Annotated in this window: 16 protein-coding genes; 6 read left to right on the top strand and 10 right to left on the bottom strand. The window is 66.5% G+C overall.

Annotated elements, in window-relative coordinates:
* Positions 1–114: 114 nt before the first annotated feature.
* The 3 genes from AC5Y47_RS05140 to AC5Y47_RS05150 form a co-directional block, all read right to left on the bottom strand.
* Positions 115–801, bottom strand: coding sequence for a TetR/AcrR family transcriptional regulator (locus tag AC5Y47_RS05140; protein ID WP_499942871.1), 687 nt, complete (start codon positions 799–801; stop codon positions 115–117).
* 84 nt (positions 802–885) lie between these two features.
* Entirely contained in the window at positions 886–1,122 is a 237-nt protein-coding gene (locus AC5Y47_RS05145; protein WP_499942581.1) for a hypothetical protein, read from the bottom strand.
* Between the two features lie 229 nt (positions 1,123–1,351).
* Positions 1,352–2,578 (bottom strand): FAD-dependent oxidoreductase, encoded by a 1,227-nt coding sequence (locus tag AC5Y47_RS05150; protein ID WP_499942584.1) that lies wholly within the window; start codon positions 2,576–2,578, stop codon positions 1,352–1,354.
* Between the two features lie 111 nt (positions 2,579–2,689).
* On the opposite strand from AC5Y47_RS05150, the gene AC5Y47_RS05155 reads away from it, so the two are divergent.
* From AC5Y47_RS05155 to AC5Y47_RS05165, 3 genes are read left to right on the top strand one after another with little or no spacing between them, the layout of a single operon-like run.
* The gene (locus AC5Y47_RS05155; protein WP_499942587.1) at positions 2,690–3,343 is read left to right on the top strand and encodes a TetR/AcrR family transcriptional regulator; all 654 of its coding nucleotides are present in this window, start codon (positions 2,690–2,692) and stop codon (positions 3,341–3,343) included.
* Positions 3,340–4,920, top strand: a complete 1,581-nt coding sequence (fadD1, locus tag AC5Y47_RS05160) for a fatty-acid--CoA ligase FadD1 (protein ID WP_499942590.1) — start codon at positions 3,340–3,342, stop codon at positions 4,918–4,920. The genes AC5Y47_RS05155 and fadD1 overlap by 4 nt, the downstream gene beginning before the upstream one ends.
* On the top strand, positions 4,920–5,798 hold the full coding sequence (locus AC5Y47_RS05165; protein ID WP_499942594.1) for an NYN domain-containing protein: 879 nt from the start codon (positions 4,920–4,922) through the stop codon (positions 5,796–5,798). The genes fadD1 and AC5Y47_RS05165 overlap by 1 nt, the downstream gene beginning before the upstream one ends.
* Here the strand turns inward: AC5Y47_RS05165 and AC5Y47_RS05170 are convergent.
* The 3 genes from AC5Y47_RS05170 to AC5Y47_RS05180 are packed head-to-tail and all read right to left on the bottom strand — an operon-like array spanning position 5,795 to position 8,144.
* Positions 5,795–6,469, bottom strand: a complete 675-nt coding sequence (locus tag AC5Y47_RS05170; protein WP_499942597.1) for a hypothetical protein — start codon at positions 6,467–6,469, stop codon at positions 5,795–5,797. The genes AC5Y47_RS05165 and AC5Y47_RS05170 overlap by 4 nt on opposite strands.
* A 23-nt stretch (positions 6,470–6,492) precedes the next feature.
* The gene (locus AC5Y47_RS05175) at positions 6,493–7,290 is read right to left on the bottom strand and encodes an SDR family NAD(P)-dependent oxidoreductase (RefSeq protein ID WP_499942601.1); all 798 of its coding nucleotides are present in this window, start codon (positions 7,288–7,290) and stop codon (positions 6,493–6,495) included.
* 32 nt (positions 7,291–7,322) lie between these two features.
* A complete protein-coding gene (locus AC5Y47_RS05180) occupies positions 7,323–8,144 on the bottom strand; it encodes a class I SAM-dependent methyltransferase (RefSeq protein WP_499942605.1) in 822 nt (273 codons plus the stop codon).
* 138 nt (positions 8,145–8,282) lie between these two features.
* Here AC5Y47_RS05180 and AC5Y47_RS05185 point away from each other — a divergent pair, with 138 nt between their 5' ends.
* Positions 8,283–9,065 (top strand): SDR family oxidoreductase, encoded by a 783-nt coding sequence (locus AC5Y47_RS05185; protein ID WP_499942609.1) that lies wholly within the window; start codon positions 8,283–8,285, stop codon positions 9,063–9,065.
* Positions 9,066–9,067: 2 nt separating this feature from the next.
* On the opposite strand, the gene AC5Y47_RS05190 is transcribed toward AC5Y47_RS05185, so the two are convergent.
* The 3 genes from AC5Y47_RS05190 to AC5Y47_RS05200 all read right to left on the bottom strand — a co-directional run bounded on the left by AC5Y47_RS05190 (position 9,068) and on the right by AC5Y47_RS05200 (position 12,844).
* Entirely contained in the window at positions 9,068–10,336 is a 1,269-nt protein-coding gene (locus AC5Y47_RS05190; RefSeq protein ID WP_499942613.1) for an amidohydrolase family protein, read from the bottom strand.
* Between the two features lie 86 nt (positions 10,337–10,422).
* Positions 10,423–11,196: a class II aldolase/adducin family protein gene (locus AC5Y47_RS05195; RefSeq protein ID WP_499942616.1), complete on the bottom strand. Its 774-nt coding sequence runs from the start codon at positions 11,194–11,196 to the stop codon at positions 10,423–10,425.
* Entirely contained in the window at positions 11,183–12,844 is a 1,662-nt protein-coding gene (locus AC5Y47_RS05200; RefSeq protein ID WP_499942872.1) for a class I adenylate-forming enzyme family protein, read from the bottom strand. Before AC5Y47_RS05200 ends, AC5Y47_RS05195 begins: the two co-directional genes overlap by 14 nt.
* Before the next feature lie 190 nt (positions 12,845–13,034).
* Here AC5Y47_RS05200 and AC5Y47_RS05205 point away from each other — a divergent pair, with 190 nt between their 5' ends.
* Positions 13,035–13,967 (top strand): M48 family metallopeptidase, encoded by a 933-nt coding sequence (locus AC5Y47_RS05205; protein WP_499942619.1) that lies wholly within the window; start codon positions 13,035–13,037, stop codon positions 13,965–13,967.
* 119 nt (positions 13,968–14,086) lie between these two features.
* Positions 14,087–14,782, top strand: coding sequence for a GAF and ANTAR domain-containing protein (locus AC5Y47_RS05210; protein WP_499942623.1), 696 nt, complete (start codon positions 14,087–14,089; stop codon positions 14,780–14,782).
* Here the strand turns inward: AC5Y47_RS05210 and AC5Y47_RS05215 are convergent, their stop codons facing one another.
* The gene (locus AC5Y47_RS05215) at positions 14,783–17,371 is read right to left on the bottom strand and encodes an FHA domain-containing protein (protein WP_499942626.1); all 2,589 of its coding nucleotides are present in this window, start codon (positions 17,369–17,371) and stop codon (positions 14,783–14,785) included.
* Positions 17,372–17,381: the final 10 nt, after the last annotated feature.

Here is a 17,381-nt window from a genome sequence, read left to right on the forward strand (position 1 = left end):
CCTACCACTGGCGTTTTGACCCGACCCGGGCTGCGGGCTTGGTCATAGAAAGCCATTCTCTATACTCGTAGAGAACCACACGTCGGGTGCCGTGGCAAGACCGAGTCCGCGCATCTAACCCGGTGCTTTGGTGTTGCGGCGGCGAGGCGGCGGGGGGTCGCCGGCGCCGGTCAATTGGCCCTTCATCGGGCTTTTGAGAACACCGCTGGCGATGGCCGCCAGGATCCGGTCGAGTTGCTCTGCGCTGTCGATGATTCGGTCGCCGTGGGCGAAGCGCAGCAGCAGACCGTTGATGAAGGTCAGCGTGACGTTGCTCAGATCTTCCACGACGGCCGATTCCAGCTCCGCCCCATGGGGCATCAGCTGCACCAGGATTTCGCGGTGCAGCTTGGTGAACGCGTCGGTTCCCTGCGCCAGCGTGGCCGCCAACTGAGGATCACGCGCGGCCTGCATCGTCAGCTCGTATCTGGCCCGGGTCCGGGACAGTTCCGGCTCCCGGCCGGACTGGATCACCACCTGCGACAGCAACGAAGGCGAGCGCTGGGCACGGCCGGCGTCGGGATCGTCGGCCACGGACTGCAAGTTCGCCAGATCCAACTCGGCCAGGCGTTCGGCGACCGCGAGCAACAGCGCGGACCGGGTCCGGAAGTAGAAAGACGTCGTCCCGGCGGGCACCGCCGCTTTGCGGTCGACCTTCAGATGGCTGAGCCCCTTGGCGCCGTCATCGGCCAACAACTGGATCGCCGCGTCGCAGAGATCACGGCGGCGCTCGGCGGGATTGGGTTTGCGGCGCTTATCCACGGCGCCGTCGACGGGGTTGTCGCACGGGTGCACTCTACATTAGTAGAGCCACCCCGCGACAGATGTGCGTCGATCAGGCCGAACTCAGGTGCAGGGAATGCCGTGCGGTCCGCCGATCCAGTGTCCAGGCGGCGACTGCCACGGGCAGTATTGCTTGACCTGACCAGGTGCAGGCTTCCATCCGTCGACCTGACCCGGCGGAATCGGCGGGGGTCCCGGCACGTGCGGTTTCGCTGACGCCGTCCCGATGCCCATTCCCATCGACCCGGCGACCAAAGCGCCGCTGATCAGGGCAGTTCCAGTGATCTTCTTGATGTTCATTACCGTATTCCCTTCGGCTCATTCAGCGGTTGCGACGAGCCTTGTATTCGTGGGGTACCCGAATGATCCGCGGCCGAATCGTGCCGGGATGGCGTGCCACCTGGTGGTCGAGATCGAGGGTCCACAACAGTCGTTGGCAGCGGTCGGGGGTGAGTCCGATCGACCGGCTGCGGCCGCGCCCCGGCTGCTCTCGGAAATTCGTTGAAGGATCAGAGGATTCGCGTAGCGTTCACGAACGGCGCGCGAAGGCCGGTGCATGCTCGGGCAGCACACCCACCCCGATGAAGTATGCCGGCACCACCGACAGCCATGGCAGCCGTTCGATCACCCGGAACAGCGCGGCCGGCGGCGCGGGGTCCTCGCCGCGCAGCAGCGGACCGAGCAGCCCCCGGTGCAGCATCCGCTGCACGAATTGGGTTGTCGCGGTGGGAAACACACGGCGTCGCCGGACCGCCGCCAGGTGACGGCCGGTGACCCGACGTCGTAGCAGCGGCTCGGCCAGGATGGTGGCGGCGGCCACGGCGTCCTGTACCGCCAGGTTGATCCCGACTCCCCCTAGCGGGGACATGGCGTGAGCGGCGTCACCAATGCACAGCAACCCGTCGCAGTGCCAGCGGCGCAGTCGATTCACCCGGACGTCGAGGTGCTTGACGTCGTCCATCGACGCGAGTCCGTCCACCGAGTTCGCTGAACCAGAGGCCTCGGGCACCAACTCGGCGACGTCGCGACGGAAGGCCTCGATACCCTGCGCGCGCAACTGGGCGTCGGTGCCCTTGACTCCGATGTAGGCGATCTGGAAGTAGCCTTCGCGCGGGATGACACCCAAAGCTTTTCCCGGGCCGGTGCGCGGCAGGAAGGAGAATTCCGTGTCGTCGTCGCGCGGCAACTTGAACCACCACACGTCGAACTTCACCGGATAGTCGTGGGCGGGCAAACCGGCTTCCTGACGCGCGATCGACCAGCGGCCATCGCAACCGACGGTGAGGTCGGCGCGGAGTTCGCCCGGCCCGTCCGGGCCTCGGTAGCGGACTCCGGCGACTCGGCCCCCGTCCCGGATCAACCCGGTGACCTCACTGTTCATCCGCAGCGTAAAGGTGGGTTCGGCGCCGGCTGCCTCGGCGAGCAGGTTCAGCAGGTCCCATTGCGGCACCATCGCGATGAACGGGTGCGGTTGACGCAGCCGCTCGAAGTCGATGTAGGTCACCGAGCGACCGTCGGATCGGAAAGCGGCCTTGCGCACCTCGGTAAAGGGCAAGGCCGAGAACGACTTCCACAATCCGAGCTCGTCGAGTAGCCGCATCGTCGAGCAATGCACGGTGTCACCACGGAAGTCGCGCAGGAAGTCACCGTGCTTCTCCAGCAGCGTGACGTCCACACCCGCACGCGCCAGCAGGAGACCCAGGACCATGCCCGCCGGGCCGCCCCCGATGATTGCGCACGTCGTCTTCTCCGCCATTGCCGCAAGCATAGGCGGGCACTGCCCGAATGTGGTCCCGTCTACCCCCATCCGCCGACGTTGTCATAACATCACATCCGCAATGTTTTCCACCTCGGTGTCCGCGCGATGATGTCGCGGCGAAACGCTCCGACCCGGCCGGCGCACGGCAATCAGATCAGGGCCCAGCGCACCCGCGCGATGGTGATCGACGTGACCGTCCAGATCCTGCTCAGCGAAGGCATCGCCGCGGCCAGCGGCAGGCACATCGCCGACACCGCCGGGGTCACCTGGGGAGTGATCCAATACCATTTCGGCGACCGCGACGGTTTGTTGATGGCGGTGGTAGACCGGGGTTTCGCCGAATTGCTGGACGCACTGAAATCGTTGCCGCCCGCCACGCCCGGCACTCCGACACGGCAGCGGGTCAGCGCAGTGGTAACCGCTGCCTGGCAAGCGATGTCGAGCCCCACCGCACGCGCGGCCACCGAGATCCTGATCGGCACCCGCGCAACCCGCGGCGCCACGGCGACCGGGCACATCAAACGCCTGGGCAAGGCTTTCAGCACGCTGGGCGCAGCGCTGGACCGCGACCTGGACCCCACCCAGAGCGCGGCCATCGGTGGGCACCTGCTGACCACGTTGCGCGGTATGGTGGCCAACCAACTGGTCATGCACCGTCCGGTCGACACCAGCAAGGAACGTCGCGTGCTCGTCGACATCCTCAGCAGCTACCTCGAGCTGCAGCACAGCGCGACCCGACAACGGACGGAACCGAATTCATGAGCGACACGATCCAGGCACTGCTGCGGCAGCGGCTGTCAGACTCCGCGATTGCAGTGAAATACGGTGAGCTGCAATGGACTTGGAGTCAGTACCTCACCGAATCGGCGGCGCGGGCCGCGGCGCTGCTGGCGGCCGCCGATCCGGACCGTCCCATGCACATCGGGTCGCTGCTGGCCAACACCCCGGACATGCTGACGCAGTTGGCGGCCGCCGGGCTCGGCGGTTATGTCCTGTGCGGACTGAACACCACGCGACGGGGTGAGGCGCTGGCCGCCGATGTGCGGCGGTCGGACTGCCAGATCGTCGTCACCGACGCCGAGCACCGGGGGCTGCTGGACGGGCTGGACCTGGCCGGGGCACGGATCCTGGACACCTCGACAGCGGAGTGGACGGACATGGTTGCGGGCGCCGGCCCGCTGGTCCCCCACCGTGAGGTCGAGATGATGGACCCGTTCATGATGATCTTCACGTCCGGGACCAGTGGCAACCCCAAAGCCGTGCAGTTTCCGCACCTGATGCCGGTGTTCTCCGGGCGCAACCTGGCCGAGCGCTTCGCCCTGACCTCTGCAGACACCTGCTATGTGTCCATGCCGCTGTTCCACTCCAACGCAGTGGTCGCGGGATGGGCGCCCGCAGTGGCCTCCGGCGCGGCGATCGTGCCGGCGAAATTCTCGGCGAGCCAATTTCTCGACGACGTCCGCCGGTACGACGTCACCTACATGAATTACGTCGGCAAACCCCTGGCCTACATCCTGGCCACACCCGAACGCGACGACGACGCCGACAACCCGCTGCGAGTGGCGTTCGGTAACGAGGCCAACGAGAAGGACATCAAAGCGTTCGGCAGCCGCTTCGGAGCCCGGGTCGAGGACGGTTTCGGCTCCACCGAGAACGCGGTCATCGTGGTGCGCGAACCGGGCACCCCGTCGGGCTCGATCGGCAAAGGGATGGCCGGAGTCGCGGTGTACGACAGCGACACCGTCACGGAGTGCCCACTCGCCCGGTTCGACGAAGACGGTGCGCTGGCCAACGCCGACGAAGCGGTGGGCGAACTGGTCAACACGACGGGTTCGGGCTTGTTCGCCGGCTACTACAACGATCCCGAAGCCAATGCCGAACGCATGCGGCACGGCATGTACTGGTCCGGGGACCTCGCCTACCGCGATGCTGAGGGCTGGATCTACCTGGCCGGGCGCACCGCCGATTGGATGCGGGTGGACGGGGAGAACCTGGCGGCCGCGCCGATCGAGCGAATCCTGTTGCGGCACAACGCGGTCAACCGGGTGGCAGTGTATGCCGTTCCGGACGAGCGGGTCGGTGATCAGGTGATGGCCGCGGTGGTGCTGCACGACGACGGCGCCTTCGACCCGGAATCCTTCGAAGCGTTCCTCGACGAGCAACCCGATCTGTCGCCCAAAGCGCGCCCGCGCTACGTCCGAATCGCTGCCGAGCTGCCCAGCACCGCCACCCACAAGGTGCTCAAACGCCAGTTGATCGCTGAGGGCACCGCGATCGGGGCGGACGAAACCCTCTGGGTGCGCGACGAGCGGGGCACCGTCTACCGAATGATCGGTTGATGACGGACGATGGCCGGGTGACCGACTCCAGCGCGACCCGGGTGGCCGTCTACTTCGACTTCGACAACATCGTCATCTCCCGCTACGACCAGGTCCACGGTCGCAGCACATTCCAGAAAGACAAAGCAAAGGGACTCGACAAGGAACGGCTGCGGGTCGCCACCGTCGACCTCGGCGCGATCATGGACTTCGCGTCCTCGTTCGGCACGCTGGTGCTCACCCGCGCCTATGCCGACTGGTCAGCGGAGGTGAACGCGAACTACCACGGCCAGCTGGTCGGGCGCGCCGTCGACCTCGTCCAGCTTTTCCCGGCAGCTGCCTACGGCAAGAACGGCGCCGACATCCGGCTGGCAGTCGACGCCGTCGAGGACATGTTCCGGCTGCCCGACCTCACGCACGTCGTGATCGTCGGCGGCGATTCGGACTACATCGCGTTGGCGCAGCGCTGTAAACGGTTGGGTCGCTACGTTGTCGGCATCGGCGTGGCCGGCGCCAGCAGCCAATCGCTGGCCGCCGCCTGCGATGAGTTCGTCACCTACGACGCGCTGCCGGGGATCTCGACCGCGCCCACCGCACCCCCACCACGCAAGCGCGGACGGCACGCAAGTCCGTCCGAACCCGAGGACGAGCCGCCGCCACCGGACCCGCAACTCGCGGCGACCGGGCTGCTCGAGCGGGCGCTGCGGATCGGCCAGGAGAAGGACGACGCGGACTGGCTGCACAACTCCGAGGTGAAGGCACAGATGAAGCGGATGAACCCGTCATTCAGCGAAAAGTCATTGGGCTTCAAGTCTTTCAGCGATTTCCTGCGGTCCCGCAGTGACCTCGTCGACCTCGATGAAAGCACCACCACGCGGATGGTGCGGCTGAAGGGCTAGCTGTCGATCTCACCGGCGATCGCACGTTCGATTGCGGCGCGAGTGGCGTCGGGGAGCACGATGAGGCCGTCGAGCTCGGTGCGCGCCAATCCGTATGCATGCTGGCGTTCCTGGGCTGTCGCGCCGCTGTCTGCGGCGACCCGAAGCAGGCTTTGCGCCCGGGCCAGCCGTTGGTTTTCCTCGGCGGAGAAATCGCTGCGTCGCCGGCGGGTCGCTTCGGCTTCCGCGGCGTTGAACGCGGTGACGTAATCCTCGACGGCCTCCAGATACTGGCGCGCGGCGTCGCGGTCGTCGAACAGGTCTTCTGCCCGCAGCGGTTTGTGCAGGTCCGCACGCAGCCTCGCCTTGTGGAAGCCGGCGGTCAGCGGATCCCGCAGATCGGTCATCAGCGGGTAGTCCAGCAGGCGCGACGCGTCGAGCTCGTACTCCAACCAGCGTGCGTCGGTCTGCTCGTGCGCTTCCAGCGCGCGCCGGATCGCCCGCCAGTGCGCCGCGGGGTTTCTCGCCGAGACGCCGCCCAGGTCATCGGCACCGGCGTTCTGGTCCGCGGTGTCAGCGTTCTGCGTCGCCCGACGGTTCATCGACGAGATCGCCTTGATACCGGCCGCGATCAGGCCGACCAGCGGCAGCATCAGCAACAGCAGCTCGAGTAACCGGAACAGCACGCCCACCAGGCCAGGATGCCATCACATTTTCACCGCTTGTGGGTCTGTCCGGCCGCGACTTGGTCCGCTGCCTTCACGGCTATGTTTCCGGCCAGACGTGAGGCAACTTCTGGGGCGGTGGCGGCGAACTGTCCCAGCAGTCGCTGCTGCAGTGGCGCGACCGTCACTTCGCGCCGATTGCGTTCGATGGCGGTGACCACACCGGCGCCCACCTGTTCCGGTGTCCCGGTGCCCATCAACGCCGGCGCCGGGGCGCCGGACTCGGCGAACATGCCTGCGTTGCCGATCATGCCGGGGCTCACCACCGAGACGCCGATGCCTTCGGGGCGCAGGTCATCCCGCAGGCAGAAAGCGAAGCCGCGCAGGCCGAACTTGGTTGCCGCGTACCGCGACGCGCGGGCGGTAGCCGCTTTGCCGGAGATCGACGAGATGTAGACGAAGTGGCCGGACCCGCGTTCGACGAACGCCGGGATCAGTTCGCGGGTCATCTGCACCGGCACCTCGAGATTGACTCGCAGGGCGCGGTCGACCTGCTCGGCGGTGTAGCTGTCCAGCTTGCCCGAGGCCGGCAGCGCCGCGTTGGCGACCAGCACGTCGATCGGGCCGGCCGCGCCGAGCAGAGCCAGGCCGGCGCCGGGGTCAGCGAGATCGCTGACGATCGTCCGGTGCCCATCACCGACGAGCGAGGCCGACAGGTCGTCAAGTTCTTGCTGTTTGCGCGAACTCAGGATCAGACGGGCGCCCCGCTCGGCGAGCGCATTGGCGATCGCGCGGCCCAGGCCGCCGGTCGCACCGGTGAGCAGAACTGTCTTGCCGGTGAGCTGCATGACAGTGACGCTAGTCGATGGGCGGGTACGGGTCAGTAGCCGAAGCGGTTCAGCACGTCGTAGGAGGATCCGAAAATTCGCGAAAGCCCTTTGTAAATCAGACGTACCGACCGCACCGGAATCCTGTCGTGGTCGGCGAGCACCGGCCGGCGCTCCAAAGCATGCAGTCGCGGATTCCAGGCTTCCAAAGCGCGGATGTCCCGGATTCCCCACTTGACGATGCCCTTGGTGAACACCCTGGACAACACCGGCCCGAACGGTGAGACGGTATCGAAAAGCATTTCGCCGCTGGCGAATTGATCGGTCAGGCGGCTCAGCAACTGGCGGACGTCGCGTTCGGGTAGATACATGAGCAGTCCCTCGGCGACGACCAGCGTGGGCCGTCCGGTCGTGATGTCAGTCAACCAGTGCGGGCTGGTGACCGACGAGCCGATCATGCGGTACCGGTCGGTTTCCTCGTAGAGTCGACGACGCAACGCGATCACGGAGGGTTGGTCCAGGTCGTACCAGTGCACGGACTCGGGCACGGCGAGCCGGAACGCCCGGGCGTCGAGGCCACAACCGAGATGCAGTACGACCGCGTCGGGCTCTCGTTGCAAGAACGCGGCGCACCAATCGTCGATCCGTTTGGCGCGCAGGGCGACGGTATATTGATTCACCGCGGGCAGCATGGTGCGGCGCATCCGGTCGAAGTCGTAGGTGATCCGGTTCACGGCCGCGGCAGCCTCGTGGTCCCCCAGAATGGTTCGCGGCGAACGGCTTTCATATGCCCGCAGGTACAGTGTCACCAGGTTTGTCCACTCCACCGACCCCCACGGGACGGCACTGAAGTCGACGTGGTCCGTGTTCAGCATGTCTTCCCCCTGCCAGCTCGACCCAGCGTAGCGACCTGCTCGGGTCCGGCGGCCATACATCGACTGTCATGCGTATGGTGGACCCGTGCCGGCGGGTGTGCCACGATTACCCGCGGCCGGTCCCAGATAGGAGTTTGGATGTCAAACCGATTGACCGACAAGGTCGCTCTCGTCAGTGGCGGCTCCCGCGGGATGGGTGCCGCGCACGTCCGGAGGTTGGTGGCCGAGGGAGCCAAAGTGGTGTTCGGCGACATCCTCGACGACGAGGGCAAGGCCGTCGCGGCCGAGGTCGGCGACGCGGCACGCTACCTGCATCTCGACGTCACCGACCCCGAGCAATGGGATACCGCCGTCGAGCTCGCGGTGACAGAGTTCGGCCGGCTGGACATCCTGGTGAACAATGCCGGCATCATCAACATCGGGACGTTCGAGGACTACGCACTGTCGGAGTGGCAGCGGATCCTCGACATCAACCTGACCGGTGTCTTTCTCGGCATCCGGGCCGTCGTGAAACCGATGAAGGCGGCCGGTCGCGGATCCATCATCAACATCTCTTCCATCGAGGGTCTGGCCGGCACCATCGCCTGCCACGGCTACACCGCCACCAAGTTCGCGGTCCGCGGCCTGACCAAGTCCGCCGCGCTGGAGCTCGGCCCGAGCGGTATCCGGGTCAACTCCATCCATCCCGGACTGATCAAGACGCCGATGACCGAGTGGGTGCCCGAGGACATCTTCCAGACCGCGCTGGGGCGCGCCGCCGAACCGGAGGAAGTCTCCAGCCTGGTCGTGTACCTGGCCAGCGACGAGTCCAGCTATTCCACCGGCTCGGAGTTCGTCGTCGACGGCGGCTGCGTTGCCGGGTTGGGGCACAAGGACTTCTCGGCGGTGGACACCGCCGAGCAACCCGAATGGGTCACCTGATCTCAGAAGGCTTCGGGGTCGCGCTGGACTTCGGCCGGCACCGGATGCTGATACAGCCGTGAGGCGTTCTGCCAAGTGATCTTGCGGATCACGTCGTCGGGCAACCCACCGATCTGTTCGTGGATCGTCTGCTGAGTGTGCGGCCACGTCGAGTCGCAGTGCGGATAGTCGGCCTCCAGCATGATGTTGTCCACCCCGATGCGGCCGTACTGCATGAACGACGACTTGTCCTCTACCGCGCAGAACCAGAAATTGCGCGTGAAAACCTCGGCGGGAGTCAGTCTTTCGCCCAGCGCCTGCCAGGTGCCGTACATCTCGTGGTAGCTGAGCATGTGGTCAAGGCGGTCCAATAACCCTGCCACCCAACCGATTCCGCCCTCCGACAGGCAGATCTTGAGGTCGGGGAACCGGCTGGGCAGACCCGAATACAGCCAATCCACCGCCGCTGAGATCGCGTAGGCGAAGAACAGCACGCCTTGTACGTCCGGCGGGGCGTCGGCGGTCGTTGACGGTGACGAACCGGAGGACCCTATGTGCAGGTTGACCACCGTGCCGGTCTCGGCGCACGCCGCCATCATCGGGTCCCAATGCCTGGAGTGGATACTCGGCAAGCCGAGCATGGCCGGGTTCTCGCTGAACGTCACCGCGTGGAAACCCCGTTCGGCGTTCTCCCGGATCATGGCCGCACCCAGCTCCGAATCCAGCAGCCAGGGCAGTTGACACGGAATGATCCGGCCGGGATAGGGGCCGGCCCACGCCTCCAGGTGCCAGTCGTTCCAGGCCCGCACCGCGGCCAGGGCCAGGTCGCGATCCCCGGTGACCTGCTGCAGGCGCTGGCCGGCGAATCCGGGCAGGAACGACGGGAAGTTCAGCGACGCGTAGATACCGTTGAGGTCCATGTCCCGGACGCGAGCGTGGATATCCCAAGCGCCCCTGCGCATTTCGTCGAATCGGACCGGTTCGAACCCGTACTCAGAGACGGGCCGCCCCACCACCGCGTTGAACCCGACGTTGGGCAGTATGTGACCGTCGTAGACCCACGTCTGTCCGCCCTCGGGGGTGTCGACGACCTTCGGTGCGCGGTCGGCGAACTTGCGCGGCAACCGCCCGGTGAAGGTGTCCGGCGGCTCGACGATGTGGTCGTCCACCGAGATGACCGTGTAGCGGCGTTGCGCCCGAGGCGGATCCGGCAGCAACGTCACCGACCGGTCGGCGCCGGTCTTGGCGGTGGTGAAGTTCAGGTCGGCGGCCAGGTCGTCGATCGATTTCATGCCGGGGTCTCCTTTAGGTGGCGAGCAGACGCAAAAGCACCCCAATTCGGTAAGAATTGGGTGCTTTTGCGTCTGCTCGCGCAGGGTTAGGTGAGCACATCGGGGTCGGCTTTGATCGTCATGCGTGCTGCTCCCGCCCAGTAGACGACGGCGGCACGTTCGATCAGCGAGGCCTGCATGCCCTTCATGTCCGACCACTTCATCTCCGACGGCGATCTGCCGGTCAGCAGGACGTCGTAGGCCAGCTTGCACACCCGCTCGATCGACGCCGCGCGGTAGACGGCTTCCGGCAGGGTGCGTCCGGTGGCGATGACCCCGTGGTTGGCCAGGATCGTCAGATTCGCCCCGCCGATATGCGCGGCGAGATCGGCTGCGCGAGAGGGGTTGTCGACTTCCCCGTCGTAATCCTCGACGAGGCACAGATCGTCCAGGAACAACGCACCGGTTTGATGGACGAGTTCGGGAAGCCGGCCCAGAGCCGCCAGCACGCACACGTAGTACGGGTGGTTGTGGATGACGACCCGAGCGTCGTCGCGTACCCGGTGCAGTTCGGTGTGGATGTGGATGGCCGGGGTCACGTCCCAGCGGCCGCGGATCACCCGCGCGTCGGCGTCGACCGCGCAGATGTCGGAGGCGGTGAGTTCCTGCCACCACAACCCCCAGGGGTTGACCAACATCTCGCTCTGCTCGTCGGGTTGCCAGGTGATGTGACCGGCCATGTTCTCGGCGAACCCGATGGACGCGAGGTGACGGAAGGCTATCGCCAGCGCCTGTTCGTCGGACAGTTCGACGCCGATCGGCGGCACCACCGAGGGCGCCCACACTTCCAGTCCGCCCCGGCGTGCGTCAGGAGCATTCATCGGCGGCCTCCATCCTGCTTCGGATATCCTCGCGGAGCTGGCCTTTGGCGACCTTACCCCCGGACGAGCGCGGAAGCTCGTCGACTACCACGAGCCGCTCCGGCAGCAATTCCTTCGAGACTCCCAGCGCCAGTAGATGTTCGACGAGGTCGCTCAGTACGAGGCGACGGCGGCCGACGAGTTCGACGTAGAGACAGACCTTTTCGCCGAACACCGGATCGGGCATGGCAACCGCCGACGCCCCCGCGAGTGCCGGATGGGTCATGGCGGCGTCTTCGACCTGGGCGGCGCTGATGTTCTTGCCGCCCCGCAGAATGAAGTCCGAGGTTCGTCCGGTGACTGTCAGGTAGCCGTCGGCGTCGATCTCGCAGATGTCGCCCATCCGCATCCAACCGTCGCGGGTGAACAATTCGTCGTGGTCGGTACCGCCTTCCAAACCGCCTGCCAAACCGCCTTCCAACCCGCTGAGGTACCCGAGGCTGGTCGCCGGGCCCCGGCAAGCGGGCTGGCCGCGGCCCGTGTGGGTGACGTCGAGGTCACCGTCGAAAAGACGTACCGACATTTCCGGGATGATCCGCCCGCCGGTTCGCAGGCGTTGTTGCTGCGGGTCGTCCAGCGTGGTCCCGCTGAGCACTCCGGTCTCGTTGGAGCCATAAAACTGCAGAATCTGGGCGCCGCTGAGGTCCTCGAACTCCGCAGCGGGCCGGTACGGCAGCGCCTCGCCGCCGGTGAAGACCACCCGCAGCGAGCTCATGTCGTGCCCCCGGCGATCCGGGTCCGCCATCAGCATCGTCAATTGCGTACTGACACAACATAATACGGTGACACGGTGTCGGGCTATCGCTTCGTACACCGCAGCGGTGGTGAACCGCTCCAGGATCACCGTGGTCGCACCCAGGTGAATCGGGGTGGTGTGGCTGGTCCATATTCCGAATCCGAACGGCATCGGGATCACCGGCAGGATTACGTCGTCGGGGGTCAGCAGCCCGTGGGCGACGGCCTTCCGATGAAAGTAATGCCAACGGTTCTGGGTGTGCACCACGCACTTGGGTAGTCCGGTGGTCCCGGAGGTCGAGTTGATCAGAAAGACGTCGTCGGGTCCCAACTGAGCGGCAGCCGCGACGGCACCTGGGCGCACGTCCGGGTCCAGACGCAGGTCGGGGCGCAGGATCAGCACCGGCAGTCCCACCATGGTGGCCGCATCAGTCGCTGCCGCCCCGCGCGGCGGATCGCTGATCAGCAACGTGGGCTGCGTGGCACGCAACAGATGAGCGCCTTCCCGCACGCCGGCGCGCGCGCCGATGCCGACCACGACGGCGCCGCAGCGTTCGACGGCGACGAACAACACGTGGATGGCCGCCGAATCACCGTGCCACACCGCGACCCGGTCGCCGGGCCGGACCCCGCAGGCGACCAGCCGTCCAGCCAAAGCGGTTGCCGCGGCGTCGAATTCGTGCCACGTCAGCGCCGCTGCCGCACGGTCCTGCCGCGAGTCGAGGTACGCCGTGCGCTCCGGCGAGTGCTGTGCGTGACCGCGCACCGCTTCGGACAGCGTCGTATCCGACCACCAGCCCGCCGCGCGGTAGCGGGCCGCGTCTGCAGCCGCGTACGCGGGCGATCGCGCCATCGTCAACGCGCTGGCGTGCATAGCCATGATGATAGGAAACGACGTCCGGGGCTGGTGGTCCCGGAGGCGCATCCAGGTTCAACTTTCTGACCGGTGAATTTATCGGGCTCCAAGGATTTATAGAGAATCCTTTAAGACCGTTGCCGAAGTCTGATGTGGCCCGCCACCAACCGGGAGCGGGCTGACCTCATACAGGAGTTCAGGCACCGTCATGGCCATTGTCGACTCGCCGGCACACCATCACGCCCATTTCCCCGGATCGCACCATGCGCCGCCCGGACCAGCATCGGGCCCAGTCGGCTACCGCGATCAGCCGGTTCGCCACCCGTGGGAGATCGGTCTGCTGGTCCTGGTCATCTTGACCAGCGTGGTTCTCTACCTGATCGCGATTGCCGTAGTGGTATCCGGCAAGACCAGTCTGCTGTGGCTTTCGGTGCTTGCCACGCCGCTGGCGCTGTTCCTGGGCCGAGGATTGAACTACGGCCGGCAACGCACCAACGGCGTCAAAATGTCGCCCACCCAGTTTCCGGAAGGCTACTGGCTGGTCGTCGAAGCGGCACAGCGGTTCGGTCTGACCGAAGTCCCGGACGCCTACGTCGTCTTGGGCAACGGACAGATCAACGCGTTCGCCAGCGGCCACGGCTTCCGCCGGTATGTGGTGGTGTACAGCGACCTGTTCGAGGTCGGCGGCCAGGCTCGCGACCCCGAGGCGCTGGCTTTCGTGATCGGTCACGAGGTCGGACACATCGCGGCTGGGCACGCCTCCTACTGGCGACAGCTCAGCCAGTTGGCCATGAAGGTTCCGTTCCTCGGTCAGGCGCTGTCCCGGTCGATGGAATACACCGCCGACAACTACGGCTACGCGTTCCGCCCGGAGGGCGCCCGCCGCGCCATCGGGGTGCTCAGCGCCGGTAAGTACCTGCTGCGCTGGGTGGACTTCGACGGGATGGCCGACCGGGCCAGCACGGAGACGGGGTTTTTCGTGTGGCTCTCCAACATGATGGCCTCCCACCCGGTCAACACCTGGCGGGCATCGGCCCTGCGCAATCGCTCCGCCGCCGGCTCGCTGTTCCTCCGCCCCAAGCAAGCCGCCCTTCAGCCGACCCACTGGACGGCACCGCAGCACGGCAATTGGGCGCGCTAGCCCGATAACACCAGACCGGGTCGGGTCCGGGCTGCCGAGCGGCGCCACGCGACGGCGTCGCTCGGTAGTCGTCGGGACGCACCGGTCAGCGGAGCGCACCAACGGGTAGACATATCAGCATGACTTCGGACAAGCATGACCTGGCCGTGCGCATGGCCAAGTTGGCGCAGACCATAGCCACGCCGCGCACCATCGAGCAGATTCTGAGCGACGTCACCGCGGCTGCTGTGGAGCTGATACCCGGCGCCGACACGGCCGGAGTGCTGCTGGTCCACCGCGGCGGCACCTTCGAATCGCTCGGCGATGTCACCGAGCTGCCCGAAAAACTCGACGAACTGCAACACCGCTTCCAAGAGGGCCCCTGCTATCAGGCCGCGCTACACGACACGATCGTGCGGACCGACGATTTCCGGACCGAAGAACGCTGGCCGCAGTACTCGCCGGCTGCCCTCGAACTCGGCGTGCTCAGTGGGTTGTCCTTCAAGCTCTACACCGCCGAACGCACCGCGGGCGCGCTGAACCTCTTCGGGTTCGAAGCCGGCGTCTGGGACGCCGAAGCGGAAACCATCGGCACCGTGCTCGCGGCGCATGCCGCCGCGGCGATCCTGGCCGGACGCCAGGACGAGAACATGCAGGCGGCGCTGTCCACCCGAGACCGCATCGGGCAGGCCAAAGGCATCATCATGGAGCGCTACAACGTCGACGAGGTACGTGCGTTCGAGATGCTGCGCGCCCTGTCCCAGGAGAGCAACTCCAAGCTCGTCGACATCGCGCAACGGGTCATCGACACCCGCGGTGGCGGCACCGCCGAGTGATCAGCCGCTCTTCAGCCGGATCTTCCAGCGCACGAAGCCCAGGTAGAAGATGCTCAGCACCACAAGCATCGCCATGTCGAAGATCCAGGCGCCCGCGGTGTGTTTCCAGTGCGAGTCCTTCGGCACCTGCGGCACTGGACACAACGTGGTCAGGTCGATGGTGGAGGCCGACGCCGCGAAGCCCCATCGCGCCGGGGTGACCCACGACATCTGGTCCAGGCCCATCCGGTTGGTCACCGGGATCATGCCGCCGGAGAACACCAGCTGCGACATGACTGCCACCACGAGCAGCGGCATGATCTGCTCGTTGGACTTGGCGACGGCCGACAACACCAATCCGAGCATGGCCGACGCGACCGTGGTTGCCGCGATGTCGACATAGAGCTCCAGCGCGGCACTGCCCAGCACCGAGGCGTCCACCTTGGGTCCGGGCTTGCCGAGGAGCGCGATGATGGTCACGATCGCCGACTGGACCAGCGCCATGACGGTGTACACGCAGACCTTGGCCAGCAGGTAGGCGGTGGTGGACAGGCCCACCGCCTGTTCTCGGAGGAAGATCGCCCGCTCGCCGATCAGGTCGCGGATGGTCAGCGCCGTGCCCATGAACACCGCACCGACATTGAGCAGCACCAAGATCTGAGCCGGCTCGGTGGGAGCGTCACTCGGATTGGGTGGGGCCATGTTCGGGGCATTGAAACCGACGTCACCGGGCACCGACATGGACAGCGCACCCATGATGAACGGCAATATCGCCAGGAAGATGAAATAGCCGCGGTCGGAGATGATCAGCCGCAGCTGACGTCGGGCGATCGTGGAGAACTGCCGGAGCAGGCTGGTATGCGCCGCCTCACCCAACTCGGCGGGTTGCTCGGTGGGCGGCACTGGCGGTGGCGGACCGGTGCGTTCCAGGTACCGGGCCTTGGCCCCGTCCGGGTCGTCGGCGACGGTGCTGAAGATGTCAGCCCAGTTGGTCGTGCCCATCGACGGGCCGATCTGGCTCGGCGGCCCGCAGAACGCGGTCTTGCCGCCCGGCGCCAGCAACAGCACCTGGTCGCAGACGTCGAGGTAGGTCAGCGAGTGGGTGACGACCAGGACCACACGCCCGGCGTCGGCCAGTTGCCGAAGCATCGTCATGACCTGCCGGTCCAAGGCCGGGTCCAGACCCGAGGTCGGCTCGTCGAGGATCAGCAGCGACGGACCGGTGAGCAATTCCAGCGCCACCGAGGCGCGTTTGCGCTGACCGCCGGACAGCTTGTCGACGCGGGTCTCGAGGTGCTTGGTCATCTCGAGTTCCTCGAGCACCCGGGCGACCACCTGTTCGCGGTCTTCCTTGGTGGTGTCCGGGGGCAGGCGCAGCTCGGCGGCGTACATCAGAGCCTGACGCACAGTCAGCTGACCGTGCACCACGTCGTCCTGCGGCACCATCCCGATCCTGCTGCGCAGCGAGGCGTATTCGGCGTGCACGTTGTGGCCCTCGAAGGCCACCGTGCCGCTGGTCGGGTGGGTGTAGCCGGCGACCAGCTTGGCGAAGGTCGACTTGCCCGCACCGGAAGGACCGATGACCGCGGTGAGCATCCCGGGGCGTGCGGTGATCGAAATGTTGTCCAGCAGCGTCTTGTTGCCCTCGATCGTCCACGTCACCCCGCGCACGTCCAGTCCGCCGGTACGGGTTTCGAGCAGGCTCTCTTCGCGACGGGACAGGACACCGTTCTCGAAGACGAGGTCGATGTTGCCGATCGTGACGACGTCGCCGTCGCGCAGCACGGCGGACTCGACCCGGGTGCCGTTGACGAAGGTGCCGTTGATGCTGCGGTTGTCGCGTATCTCGATGCCGTTGGGCGACGGGATCAGGGTCGCGTGGTGGCGGGAGGCCAGCACCTCGGGGATGACGATGTCGTTGTCGTCGGCGCGACCGATCTTGATGGCGTTCGGCGGCAGGTCGCCTCCGGCCTTGCCCGGCCGCAGGATCTTCATCATCGAAGTCCTGCCGCCCACGTCGGCCGTGCGGCCGATCACCGGCGGCGGCTGCGCTCCGGCGGCGGGACGGTAGATGTGCGGCGACGAACCCGGTCCGCCTTGCTGCGGGTGCATCGGTTGCGGGCCGGACGGGTAGCGCGGCTGCGGTCCCGACGGCGGCGCCGCGGGCATCCGTGCTGTCGACGGGGGCGCCGGCGGCTGTCCCCAATTCTGGCCGCTCTGTTGGGAAATCGGACCGCTGGGCCGCGCCGGTATCGCCATTGCCGTCGTCGGCGGCGGGCGCCCCACCGTTCCCTGGCTCCGGCGGCCCACCTCGAAGTCCAGTGCCGGGCCGTCCGGGTTGCCGATGTTGACGCGCTGCCCGTCCTGTATGTCGACAACCGGCACACGTCGGTTGTTGACGTACAGCCCGTTGAGGCTGCCGTTGTCGATGGCGACCCATCGGCCCTGGTCAAACCGCAACAACAGGTGCACGCGGGAGATGAGGGGGTGTGCGACGCGGACGTCCGCGCGCAAGTCACGCCCAATGACTACGTCGTGGCCTGCTGCGAAGGTGCGTTCGGCTCCGTCATACCGCACGGTCAACACAGGCGGGGCAGCTGTCTGGGTCATCGCAGACAAC

This window comes from Mycobacterium sp. NGS22, assembly GCF_059813095.1.

Coding starts and splice junctions, on each gene's coding strand:
- AC5Y47_RS05145 (WP_499942581.1), bottom strand. CDS start 1,122: ATGAACATCAAGAAGATCACTGGAACTGCCCTGATCAGCGGCGCTTTG.
- AC5Y47_RS05150 (WP_499942584.1), bottom strand. CDS start 2,578: ATGGCGGAGAAGACGACGTGCGCAATCATCGGGGGCGGCCCGGCGGGC.
- AC5Y47_RS05155 (WP_499942587.1), top strand. CDS start 2,690: ATGTCGCGGCGAAACGCTCCGACCCGGCCGGCGCACGGCAATCAGATC.
- fadD1 (WP_499942590.1), top strand. CDS start 3,340: ATGAGCGACACGATCCAGGCACTGCTGCGGCAGCGGCTGTCAGACTCC.
- AC5Y47_RS05165 (WP_499942594.1), top strand. CDS start 4,920: ATGACGGACGATGGCCGGGTGACCGACTCCAGCGCGACCCGGGTGGCC.
- AC5Y47_RS05175 (WP_499942601.1), bottom strand. CDS start 7,290: ATGCAGCTCACCGGCAAGACAGTTCTGCTCACCGGTGCGACCGGCGGC.
- AC5Y47_RS05180 (WP_499942605.1), bottom strand. CDS start 8,144: ATGCTGAACACGGACCACGTCGACTTCAGTGCCGTCCCGTGGGGGTCG.
- AC5Y47_RS05185 (WP_499942609.1), top strand. CDS start 8,283: ATGTCAAACCGATTGACCGACAAGGTCGCTCTCGTCAGTGGCGGCTCC.
- AC5Y47_RS05190 (WP_499942613.1), bottom strand. CDS start 10,336: ATGAAATCGATCGACGACCTGGCCGCCGACCTGAACTTCACCACCGCC.
- AC5Y47_RS05195 (WP_499942616.1), bottom strand. CDS start 11,196: ATGAATGCTCCTGACGCACGCCGGGGCGGACTGGAAGTGTGGGCGCCC.
- AC5Y47_RS05200 (WP_499942872.1), bottom strand. CDS start 12,844: ATGCACGCCAGCGCGTTGACGATGGCGCGATCGCCCGCGTACGCGGCT.
- AC5Y47_RS05205 (WP_499942619.1), top strand. CDS start 13,035: ATGGCCATTGTCGACTCGCCGGCACACCATCACGCCCATTTCCCCGGA.
- AC5Y47_RS05210 (WP_499942623.1), top strand. CDS start 14,087: ATGACTTCGGACAAGCATGACCTGGCCGTGCGCATGGCCAAGTTGGCG.
- AC5Y47_RS05215 (WP_499942626.1), bottom strand. CDS start 17,371: ATGACCCAGACAGCTGCCCCGCCTGTGTTGACCGTGCGGTATGACGGA.